At 75.3% G+C, this 9,499-nt stretch carries 13 protein-coding genes; 5 read left to right on the top strand and 8 right to left on the bottom strand.

The window, feature by feature from the left end:
• Both ACFV4F_RS18460 and ACFV4F_RS18455 read right to left on the bottom strand, forming a co-directional pair.
• The coding region (locus ACFV4F_RS18460) for an OsmC family protein (protein ID WP_380503668.1) at positions 1 to 490 on the bottom strand (490 nt) is incomplete at its 3' end.
• Positions 491 to 676: 186 nt separating this feature from the next.
• Complete coding sequence (locus tag ACFV4F_RS18455) at positions 677 to 1,411, bottom strand: alpha/beta fold hydrolase (RefSeq protein ID WP_380503665.1); 735 nt, start codon at positions 1,409 to 1,411, stop codon at positions 677 to 679.
• Between the two features lie 308 nt (positions 1,412 to 1,719).
• On the opposite strand from ACFV4F_RS18455, the gene ACFV4F_RS18450 reads away from it, so the two are divergent.
• Positions 1,720 to 2,685 (top strand): helix-turn-helix transcriptional regulator, encoded by a 966-nt coding sequence (locus ACFV4F_RS18450; protein ID WP_380503680.1) that lies wholly within the window; start codon positions 1,720 to 1,722, stop codon positions 2,683 to 2,685.
• A gap of 8 nt (positions 2,686 to 2,693) precedes the next feature.
• Here the strand turns inward: ACFV4F_RS18450 and ACFV4F_RS18445 are convergent, their stop codons facing one another.
• Entirely contained in the window at positions 2,694 to 3,083 is a 390-nt protein-coding gene (locus ACFV4F_RS18445) for a thioredoxin family protein (RefSeq protein WP_380437568.1), read from the bottom strand.
• Between the two features lie 211 nt (positions 3,084 to 3,294).
• Between ACFV4F_RS18445 and ACFV4F_RS18440 the strand changes: the two genes are divergently transcribed.
• From ACFV4F_RS18440 to ACFV4F_RS18430, 3 genes are read left to right on the top strand one after another with little or no spacing between them, the layout of a single operon-like run.
• Positions 3,295 to 3,921 (top strand): hypothetical protein, encoded by a 627-nt coding sequence (locus tag ACFV4F_RS18440; protein WP_380503663.1) that lies wholly within the window; start codon positions 3,295 to 3,297, stop codon positions 3,919 to 3,921.
• A 33-nt stretch (positions 3,922 to 3,954) separates the two neighbouring features.
• Positions 3,955 to 4,527: a sigma-70 family RNA polymerase sigma factor gene (locus tag ACFV4F_RS18435; RefSeq protein ID WP_380437389.1), complete on the top strand. Its 573-nt coding sequence runs from the start codon at positions 3,955 to 3,957 to the stop codon at positions 4,525 to 4,527.
• Positions 4,524 to 5,255, top strand: coding sequence for an anti-sigma factor family protein (locus tag ACFV4F_RS18430; RefSeq protein ID WP_380503660.1), 732 nt, complete (start codon positions 4,524 to 4,526; stop codon positions 5,253 to 5,255). The genes ACFV4F_RS18435 and ACFV4F_RS18430 overlap by 4 nt, the downstream gene beginning before the upstream one ends.
• Positions 5,256 to 5,299: 44 nt before the next feature.
• Here ACFV4F_RS18430 and ACFV4F_RS18425 read toward each other — a convergent pair whose 3' ends face one another.
• The 4 genes from ACFV4F_RS18425 to ACFV4F_RS18410 all read right to left on the bottom strand — a co-directional run bounded on the left by ACFV4F_RS18425 (position 5,300) and on the right by ACFV4F_RS18410 (position 8,107).
• A complete protein-coding gene (locus ACFV4F_RS18425) occupies positions 5,300 to 5,962 on the bottom strand; it encodes a hypothetical protein (RefSeq protein ID WP_380437385.1) in 663 nt (220 codons plus the stop codon).
• Positions 5,963 to 5,987: 25 nt separating this feature from the next.
• Complete coding sequence (locus ACFV4F_RS18420) at positions 5,988 to 6,608, bottom strand: hypothetical protein (RefSeq protein WP_380503677.1); 621 nt, start codon at positions 6,606 to 6,608, stop codon at positions 5,988 to 5,990.
• Positions 6,609 to 6,708: 100 nt separating this feature from the next.
• Positions 6,709 to 7,218 carry a DUF1990 family protein gene (locus ACFV4F_RS18415; protein WP_380503657.1) on the bottom strand — a complete coding sequence of 170 codons (510 nt, stop codon included), beginning with the start codon at positions 7,216 to 7,218 and terminating at the stop codon, positions 6,709 to 6,711.
• A gap of 13 nt (positions 7,219 to 7,231) precedes the next feature.
• Positions 7,232 to 8,107: a YndJ family protein gene (locus tag ACFV4F_RS18410; RefSeq protein ID WP_380503654.1), complete on the bottom strand. Its 876-nt coding sequence runs from the start codon at positions 8,105 to 8,107 to the stop codon at positions 7,232 to 7,234.
• Positions 8,108 to 8,318: 211 nt separating this feature from the next.
• On the opposite strand from ACFV4F_RS18410, the gene ACFV4F_RS18405 reads away from it, so the two are divergent.
• The gene (locus ACFV4F_RS18405) at positions 8,319 to 8,588 is read left to right on the top strand and encodes a DUF1876 domain-containing protein (RefSeq protein WP_380437379.1); all 270 of its coding nucleotides are present in this window, start codon (positions 8,319 to 8,321) and stop codon (positions 8,586 to 8,588) included.
• A gap of 277 nt (positions 8,589 to 8,865) precedes the next feature.
• Here the strand turns inward: ACFV4F_RS18405 and ACFV4F_RS18400 are convergent, their stop codons facing one another.
• Positions 8,866 to 9,306, bottom strand: coding sequence for a PPOX class F420-dependent oxidoreductase (locus tag ACFV4F_RS18400; RefSeq protein ID WP_380503651.1), 441 nt, complete (start codon positions 9,304 to 9,306; stop codon positions 8,866 to 8,868).
• Positions 9,307 to 9,499 lie beyond the last annotated feature (193 nt).

Below are 9,499 nucleotides of genomic sequence, written 5' to 3'. Positions count from 1 at the left end.
CTCCCTCCTCCGCCTTGCGATGCACGCACCCCAACGCCGCCCGGCCCGCCCTTCGGGCGGACGACGGGAGTCTGCAGACGGACCCCAAGGCCAGCGTGACGGGCGTGCGCTCGCAGATGTCGAGCAGCCGGGCGCGCTGCGCCTCGTCGAGCGCCCCGGAGAGCGCGACCCTGCGGGTGATCCGCCCGCGCGCTCCGTTCGTCTCGTACCCGAGCCTGACCCGGACCGCGTCCAGCGGCCACTCCTTGCGCTCGGCGTACATCCGCAGGGTGATCGCCGTGCACGAGCCGAGCGAGGCGAGGAGGAGGGCGAACGGTTCCGGGCCGCTGTCCGAGCCGCCGCGCCGCGCCGGCTCGTCGGCGGTCAGCGGGTGGGTGCCGGCCTTGACGTCGACGTGGTACGGCGCGTCTGTGGCGCTCCCGGTGACGACGGTGGTGGTGACCCGCTTGAACTCCGGCTCGGTGGTGGTGCCGGCGGGATGTTCGCTCATGGGCGGTGCTCGCTCTCCGCTCGGGTCCGGTCTCCCTGCCGGACCGGCGCCGGACCGCGTGCCCGGCGCCGTGCCCATCCTGCGCCGACGCCCGCCGTCCGCGCAGGCGAACACGCGGACGGCGGGCGATCGAGCAGACGGTCGAGCAGGTGGACGCGCGGCGCCGGGGGCGGCTCGGAGCGCCGCTCAGAGCGCCGCGAGTTCCGCCAGCACCGTGGCCGTGTCGGTCGGCCGGGAGAACATCGGCCAGTGCCCGGTGGGCAGTTCGCGCAGCTCCCAGTTCGGCCCGTCCAGCCCCGCGAACCACGGGTGGCCCGCCTCGATCATCGCGCGCACCTGGGCGAGCGGGAACGAGCAGGCCACCAGCGCCTGCGGCAGCGCGGCCCCGGCGCCGGTGAGCCGGAGCCGGTCCAGGTAGGCGCCGACGGGGTGCGGGGTGGTCCGCGCGCCGATCCGGGCGAGCATCGCCTCGTCCAGGCCCTCCGTGCTCGCGCCGTGCTCGGCGATGGCGGCCCAGGACGGCATCGGCAGCCGGCCGTCGACCACCGAGGCGTCGGCCCAGGCGCGGTAGTCGGGCTGCCACAGGTCGTACACCGAACTGCCGTCGACCATCGGCCCGCTGTCCAGGTAGACCACCCGGCGCACGCGTTCCGGCATCCGGTCGGCGATCCCGCCGACCGGGGCGCAGGCGCCGCTGTGCGCGACCAGCACCACGTCGTGCAGGTCCTCCCGAACCAGCAGGCCGGCCAGGTCGGCGATGTGGTCCTCCAGTCCGAAGTCGCCCTCCTCTCCGGCGCGTTCGGCGAGCCCGGGCAGGCTCACCGCGTACACCGCGTGCCCGGCCGCGCGCAGCGGCGCCGCGACCTCGTCCCACGCCCAGGCACCGAGCCAGAAACCGGGGACCAGTACGAACGTGCTCATGGTGGATCGCTCCTTCGCGTCGGCGGGAACCCGGGGGCCTGCCCCCGTCGCCGACGACTCTAGGATCGAATCCGGACAGAACCCGCCCGGATAAGATCGGGGGAACCGATGGACCACCCGGTCAGTCGCGTACCAAGGGCCTGTCGTCAGACTCCCGCCTGCCGGGCGACGCCGGGGCACGCGCCTCGCCGCGTTGTCGTCGGTCGCCCGATGCTCCGCATCGCCTCCCTCCTCCGCCTTGCGATGCACGCACCCCAACGCCGCCCGGCCCGCCCTACGGGCGGACGACGGGAGTCTGACGACAGGCCCTGGCCCTGCTCGAACTGCTCCAGGACCACCCGGGCCTTACCGCCGCCGAACTCGCCGCCCGCCTGGACGTCGACGAGCGCACCGTCCGCCGCTACACCGCCCGCCTGGCCGACCTCGGCATTCCCGTGCGCGCCGACCGCGGCCGCTACGGCGGCTACCGCCTGCTGCCCGGCTACCGCCTCCCTCCCCTCATGCTCACCGCCGACGAGGCCGCCTCCGTCGTGCTGGGCCTCCTGGCCGGGCGCAGCACGGGCCTGACGGTGGGGGAGCGGGCCGCCGGGACGGCGCTCGCGAAGATCCGGCGGGTGCTGCCGCCCGCCCTGCGCGAGCGGATCGACGCCGTCGAGCAGACCCTCGGCCTGACCGCCGCGCCCGCCGCCGGGCCGGGTCCGGCGGCCGCCGCACTGTTCACGCTGGCCGACGCGGCCCGCTGCCGGCGTCGGGTGCTGCTCGTCTACCGGGACCGCGAGGACCGGCCCAGCGAGCGGGAGTTCGACCCGTACGGCCTGGTCTTCCACTCGGGCCGCTGGTACACCACCGGGCTCGACCACCGCAGCGGCGAGGAGCGGACGTTCCGCCTGGACCGGATCGTCCGGGCCGAGCCGCGCGGGACCGGGTTCGAGCCGCCGGCCGACGTCGACCCGGTGCAGCGCGTCGTCGAGTCGCTGGCGGGGGTGCCGTGGACGCACCGGGTGGAGGTGGAGCTCGGGATGACGCTCGAAGAGGCGCGCAAGCGCCTGCCGCGCGCCGTCGGGACGGTCACCGAGCTGGCCGAGGGGCGCGTGCTGCTGCGCGCCCGGGCGCAGAACCTGGACGGCGTCGCCGTGCTGCTCGCGGGTCTCGGCCGCCCGTTCACCGTCCGCACGCCGGACGCGCTGCGCGACGAAGTGCGGGCGCTGGCGGCCCGGCTGGCAGCGTGGAGCGGGCCCGGGGAGGACGACTCCCCGGGCCCGCCCGGGAGTTGATCAGCAGGTCACGCCGTGCCCTGCGCCGCCTGCTCCTCGGCGACCTTGCGCTTCACCTCGGCCATGTCCAGCTTCCTGGCCTGGCCGATCAGGTCCTCGAACACCGCCTCCGGCAGCGCGCCGGCCTGCGAGAAGACGAGCACGCCCTCGCGGATGATCGCCAGCGTCGGGATCGACTGGATCCCGAACGCGGACGCCAGCTCCTGCTGGGCCTCGGTGTCCACCTTGGCGAACACGAGGTCCTGGTGGCGCTCGGCGGCCTTCTCGTACACCGGGGCGAACTGGCGGCACGGCCCGCACCACCCGGCCCAGAAGTCGATGAAGACGAAGTCCTTGCCCTCGGGGCCGGGGACGATGTCGTCGAAGTTCTCCTTGGTCAGCTCGACCGTGTTGCTCATCTCGCGATTCCTTCCCTTCCGGAGGAGGCGGTTCGGACCTGTGCACGCCACAACGGCACGCCGGCACGGCCTATTCCACCGCCCACTTCCACCGCCCACTTCCACCGTTCTCTTCCACCGTCCTCCCCCGGTGCGGCGCCCCGGTGAGCAGCGCGCCGCCACCGTCCGTACAGAAGGGTGTCCACTCCGCCCCCGACCACGGGAGCCCACCATGCGCAGCAACCCCCGCACGCGGCGGGCCGCGCTGCTCGCCGCCTCCGGCCTCGCCGTGACCGCCCTCGTGGCCGGCTGCGGGTCCTCCGGCTCCGGTTCGAGCGCCAAGCCCAGCACCCCGAGCACCCCGAGCGCGCCGGCCGCGCCGAGCACACCGGCCCCGGGCACACCGGCCCCGAGCCAGCCCCCGGCCGCCGGCGGCACGACCCTGCAGACCGCGACGGACCCCAAGCTCGGGACGATCATCACCGACGGCTCCGGCTTCACGCTCTACCGCTTCGACAAGGACGAGAGCAGCCCGCCGGACTCGTACTGCAACACCGGCTGCTCCTCGCTCTGGCCGCCCGAGCAGTCCACCGGAAACGTCACCGTCAAGGGCATCGACAGCAAGCTCGTCGGCTCCTTCACCCGCGACGACGGCACCAAGCAGGTCACCGTCAACGGCTGGCCGGTCTACCGGTACGCACCGGACACCAAGCCCGGTGACACGATGGGCCAGGGCTTCGGCGGCATCTGGCACGCGCTGACCCCGACCGGCGACAAGGCGGGCGTCGCGACCGGCACCACCCCGATGCCGAGCGCCCCGGCGACCCCGAAGCCCACCGCGCCGAGCAGCGGCTACTGACCCGTGACGACGTGACTCGCTCGGGAGGCAGGGGTGCGCAACGATGAAGTGGTGACCGAGGAGCACCCCCGCGGTGAGGCCGCCGCACGCGGGCCGGGGGCGTCGGACGAGGAGCTGATGCGCGCCCTGTACCGCGAGCACGCCGGTCCGCTCTACGGCTTCGTGCTCCACCTGGTCGCCGGCGACCGCCAGCGCGCCGAGGACGTCGTGCAGGAGACGCTCGTCCGGGCCTGGCGCAACATCCACCGGCTCGACCCGGCGGCCCGCTCGCTGCGCCCCTGGCTGGTCACGGTCGCGCGCCGGATCGTTATCGACGACCACCGCAGCGCCCTCGCCCGGCCCCGCGAGGTGGACGCCGCGCCGCTGGAGCTGATGCCCGCCGACGACGAACTCGACCGGGCCCTGCGGATGATGACCATCGCGGACGCCCTCGGCGACCTCTCGCCCGCCCACCGGGAGATCATCGTCGAGACCTATCTCAAGGGCCGCACCGCCAAGGAGGCGGCCGCCGAACTCGGCATCCCGGCCGGGACCGTCCGGTCGCGGGTGTTCTACGCACTGCGCTCGCTCAGGCTCGCACTGGAGGAACGGGGAGTGACATCGTGACCGACCGCCCCGACCCCGCCCCCGGCGGAGCCGACCACGTCGACGCCGGCGCGTACGTCCTCGGCCTGCTGGAGCCCGCCGAGCGCGCCGCGTTCGAGGAGCACCTGGCCGGGTGCCCGCAGTGCGCGGCGCAGGTCGCGGAGCTCGGCCCGGTCGAGCCCGTGCTGGCCGAGTACGCGGCCTCGGCCGCGGCGCTCGGCCTCGATCCGGCCGGGCCGGCCCCGGGCCCCGACCCCGCCCTCCTGGACCGGCTGGTCGCCGAGGTCTCGGCCGGCCGGCGACGGGGCCGGGTGCGGCGGCTGGTGCTGGCGCTGGCCGCGAGCGCGATGGTGGCCGCGGGCCCGGTGGTCACGGCTGCGGTGGTCAGCGGCAGCGCCACGCCCGCGGTGGTCGCCGTCGCGCAGCAGTTCTCCGCGACCGACCCGCAGACCGGTGCCCAGGCCGTCGTCGGAGTGGACGGAGTCACCTGGGGCAGCCGGGTGAGTCTCCAACTGTCCAATGTCCAGGGCCCGTTGACGTGCACCCTGGTCGCGGTCTCGCACGGTGGGGAGCGCCAGACGGTCACCACCTGGAACGTTCCGGCGGACGGCTACGGCGAGCCGGACAGCGGGGACACGCTGCACACCGGTGGGGGCACCGCGTTCCAGCCGGGCCAGATCGACCACTTCGAGGTGCGTGTCCAGGGCACCGGCGCCGTGCTCGTCTCCGTCCCGGCCCACCGGGCCTGAGCCCGTCGCACGCCAGGCCCGCCGCGGTTCGGGCCGGTGGCGGTTCAGGCCCGCCGAGGCCAGTGCGGGCTGGGCGTGCCCTCGTCGGTCATGTGCGAGCGCCGCCAGATCCCGCGCCAGGCGCGCGGCGCGGACGGCAGGAGCTCCCGGTGCCGCTGCCCGCACGCACCGCACGGCCGGAGCACCAGCGCGCACGCCGGGCACACCTCGGCCGCGCCGTGCCCGGTCGGGACCGCCACCGCCGCCCCCTCGTCCCCGCAGGCCGGGCACCCGGGCAACTCGGCACCGTCCAGCAGCGCGTTCTGCCGGCGGACGTAGTCGGGCAGCCGCAGCGCCGGATGGCGGAACGGGTCGTCGTACCAGGCCTCGTTCCCGACGCTGTCGTACCTCCGCAGCCACCACGGCCGCGGAGCCGGCACGGACCTGCGCCCGGCCCGCTTCTGCGCCCGGCGCTGCGCCGCGAACTCCGCCGCCCGCGCGAGCCACAGTGTCCGCGCCTCGTGCAGTTCCTCGACCGCGCGGACGAGCGCGTCCGGATCCGCCTCCAGCCGTCGCGGGATCCGGGCGCTCAGCGTGAGGTGGTGGTAGGTCGCCCTGAACCCGTACGGCGCGAAGCAGGTGACGCACGTGCGCAGCGCCGCGTGCCGCCGCCGGACAGGGAGCCGGGCGTCGTGCACGAGGGCCCGGTGGGTGTGGAAGCTGGTCACGTCCTCGGTCCTCGGTTTTCGGTGTTCAGTCCTCCGTCAGCGGGTCGGGTATCCGCGCGAGCGCGGCGGCGATCCCGGCGGCGTGCTCCGGGAGGTACCGCTCGGCCCAGCGCTCGGCGAGCCCGACGAAGTCGCGCAGGTCCTGCTCGGCGCGCACGACCAGGGTGCGGAGCTCGTCGACGGGCACCTCGATGACGGGGCTGTCCTGCTTGAGGCCCATGTCGACGGTCAGCCGGACGACGTCGCCGAGGCGCTGGGCCAGCGGGGTCGGGCCGTGGCCGAAGCCGCCGGTGCCCTCGCCGTCGAGCACCTCCAGCCACTCGCGCCACTCTTCGAGGCCGTTGCAGCAGCCGGGGTCGAAGACCGTCCCGGTGGCGGTGTCGGTGACGCGGAAGCCGCCGGGTGCGTACGGGTACGGGCTGTTGAGCAGGCCGAACAGGAACGCGGCGACAGGGTCGTCCGCGTCGTCCGGGTCGGGGGCGTCGCCCTCCCAGGGCGTGGTGCCGTCGGCGATGCTCGCGAGCGCCGTGCCGACGTCGGCGGGCGCCGTCCGGCCGTCCACGACGATGAACCCGTAGGGCGTGGACGTGCCGATCGGCCACAGGTCGAAGTCGTGGAGGGCGGCGGTTTCCAGCACGGGCTGCATCAGGATCACCCCGGCATGATGGCGAATCGGCGGCCCGCCGTGCCACGGCTTTTCGCGGCCGCGCCACGGCTTTTCGCCGCCGGGCCACGGCCGGGCACCGTCACCCGGCGTCGGCGGCGATGTGCGCGAGCACCCGCCCGCACCGCCGGGCGAAGGCCTGCTGGGCGAGCGGCAGGACGGGCCCGGCCAGGCGGGCGTACAGGGCCACCGGGCGGCTGAACGCGGTGACCGTGAACCAGACCGCCCCGTCCGGCCCCAGCTCCACCCGGAACGTCTCCTCGCCGCTGGCCAGGTGGCCGCTGCGGGTGCCGTACGTGAGGCCGTAGCGGTCCGGGCCGGTCTCGGTGCGCAGGACCCGGTTCGGGGCGCCCGCGCGCAGCGGGCCGACGCCGATCGCGCACCGCACGGCGAGGCCGGGCGCGGCGTCGGCGTCCGCGTCGATCCGCACGCCGGCCAGGCGGTGCATGCGCCAGCCGAGGATCGCGGCGCCGGCCACCTCCAGGGCGGCCCGGCCGTGGCCGATCCGCACGCGGTACGTCAAGTGGTTATACCCGTCGGGTAGTTGACCGGTCGAGCTGGCGCCGGCTCCGGGGTAGCTGAGGTCGTCCACGGGTGGCCCTCGTTCATCGGTGGGTGGTGAGCGGGAGGTCGGTGCGCAGCGGCGGTGGTGTCTCCGCCTGCAGCCGGCGCCAGGCGAGCAGCGAGCACAGGGCGAAGCCCAGCGCGTTGCCGACGCCGTGGGTGGCGGCCATCCAGGTGAGCGTGGGGTGGGGCAGCCCGGACGCCTGGCCGAGGGCCCACCACAGGGCGAGCAGCATCGTGAGCGCGAGGACCGCCGAGGACACGGCGAGCAGGCGGGCGGTGACCGGGTCGGCCGTGCGAGTGCGCAGTTCGCGCCAGGTGAGGAGGCCGACGAGCCACATGCCGGTGGTGAGGACGACGGCGCCGGCGAACTGCATCCAGGCGCCGAGGAAGTAGCCGGCGAGGACCAGCAGCGTGCCCGCCGGGACGCTGAGCGCGGCGGCGCGGGCCGCCACGGAGTCCGGCGCGGCGGCCCGGCAGACGAGCCCGGCGACCAGGGCGGCGGTGAACCCGGCGAAGTGGAAGTGCGGGACGGTCAGGGCCAGGACGTGCGGCTCGAAGCCGAACAGCGGGTACCCGGCGCGCTCGGCGACCAGGGCCGTCCCGGCCACCGAGGGCGTGGCGAGCGCCATCAGGACGGCGATCTCGCGCGGTGCGAGCGAACGCGTGCGGGCCAGCCGCAGCGGCGCGTGGGCGGCGACGGCGAGCGTGCCGAGCAGGTACAGCACGGCGCACCCGGCCGCGAACCCGCCGCGCGGGAGCCAGAGCGACAGGGCCCCGGGGACGGCGGCGAGCGGCCAGAGCCGGCGGACGCGGGCGAGCCCGGGTCCGCCGATCAGGCCGAGGCCGAGCGGGACGACCGCGCCCATGCCGAGCAGGATCACCAGGTCGACCAGCTCGGTCGTGCCCCTCCCCATCCCTGACATCCCCGTCCCGGACAACCGGGCACCTCCTTGAACGTGTTCAAACTTACTCGCAGCCGCGACTCTACGCCGCCGACTTGAACGTGTTCAACTCGCCCCCCCCGGATCGCTCCGGACCGCTCCGGCCGGGTGCGGACCGCTCTGGCCTGGTGCGGACGCCGGGTGCGGCGCACTCTGGAGGAGTAACCGATGGAGGTGATCCGCCATGCAGACTCTGGTCGGTTGGCACATCGAGATGGAGTTCCGCGAGGAGGGCCCGCGGACGACCGCCGCCGCCCTGCTCCGGCTGAGCGACGGCAGCGAGGTGCGCGCCCACGGCTACAGCAGCCGCCACCCCTCGGACCCGGAACAGCTGCGGGTCGGCGAGGAGATCGCGGGGGCCCGGGCGCTCAACGACCTCGCGTCGCAGCTCCTGACCAAGGCCCACGGCGAGATCCAGGACGTCAGCCCGATCCCGACCCACCCGCTGACGTGACCGGCCCCGGCGGCGGCCCGGGTCCCCGCGGAGACGCGCGGGGGCACCCCCGGGAAGGCGAACGGGATCCGAACCGGCCACGCATCCCGCTGATCTGTCCGCGGTGCGGGCACGAGCAGCGGGTCGTGCCGGGCGGTCCCGAGCGGGCGGTCCGGGTCGTGCACGTGGCGACCGGCCGGGAGGCCTGCGAGCCCGGGGACCTGGCCCGGGCGCCCGATGCGGGGGACTGAACCCGGGCCCTCGCGAGGGGGCGGCCGAAGGCGTGTCCGCCGCGGGTTCAGTTAGGGCAGTACGTCGTCGGCAGCTGCCACTCCGGCCCGACCAGCCGCCGCTCCAGGTCGTCGATCGTGATCCGGATGCCGACCGTCCCCGCGAGTCCGACCCGGAAGCGGCTGCGGGCCAGTACGAGCAGCGCCGTCAGGCCGTACTTGTTGATCAGCGAGGTGCGGTAGCGCGCGGTGGAGTCCGCGTCGCAGACCCGCGCGCGGGCCGGGATCCGGCGGCCGGTCGGGCGCCCGTGGGCGTCGCAGGGGCCGACCAGCACCCTGGGGTGGTGCCGGATCCGCTCGGCCGCGCCCGAGTGGGCCGGCGTCCAGACCCCGAGGGCCGGGCCGTCGGCGACCACCCAGATCTGCGACTCCAGGCGGCTGCCGTCGTCGCCGAACGTGGTGAGCAGCAGGTACCTGCTGTCGGAGAGCTGCTCGGTGCGGTCGTGCACGATGTCCTCCCTCTGGCGTGGGGGACCGGGGGCCGGACCGGTGACGGCGGCCCGCGGACATCTCGCGGTACCCGTCATTCTCGTCGATCGGGGCCGCCGCTTCGAGGGGGCGGGGGCTGCCCGGGTGCACCGGGCGCCCGGTCGGCCCGGAACGGCGAGAAGGACGGCGAACGGCCCGCCCGGAAAACGGCGA

Origin of the sequence: Kitasatospora sp. NPDC059722, from assembly GCF_042733235.1 — a bacterium.
In the GTDB taxonomy this organism is placed as follows: domain Bacteria; phylum Actinomycetota; class Actinomycetes; order Streptomycetales; family Streptomycetaceae; genus Kitasatospora.
This window is presented reverse-complemented; position numbering and strand designations above follow the sequence as displayed.

Excerpts from the sequence above, each read along its gene's own strand:
- ACFV4F_RS18455 (WP_380503665.1), bottom strand. The coding sequence starts at position 1,411 with ATGAGCACGTTCGTACTGGTCCCCGGTTTCTGGCTCGGTGCCTGGGCG.
- ACFV4F_RS18440 (WP_380503663.1), top strand. The coding sequence starts at position 3,295 with ATGCGCAGCAACCCCCGCACGCGGCGGGCCGCGCTGCTCGCCGCCTCC.
- ACFV4F_RS18405 (WP_380437379.1), top strand. The coding sequence starts at position 8,319 with ATGCAGACTCTGGTCGGTTGGCACATCGAGATGGAGTTCCGCGAGGAG.
- ACFV4F_RS18420 (WP_380503677.1), bottom strand. The coding sequence starts at position 6,608 with ATGCAGCCCGTGCTGGAAACCGCCGCCCTCCACGACTTCGACCTGTGG.
- ACFV4F_RS18410 (WP_380503654.1), bottom strand. The coding sequence starts at position 8,107 with ATGGGGAGGGGCACGACCGAGCTGGTCGACCTGGTGATCCTGCTCGGC.
- ACFV4F_RS18445 (WP_380437568.1), bottom strand. The coding sequence starts at position 3,083 with ATGAGCAACACGGTCGAGCTGACCAAGGAGAACTTCGACGACATCGTC.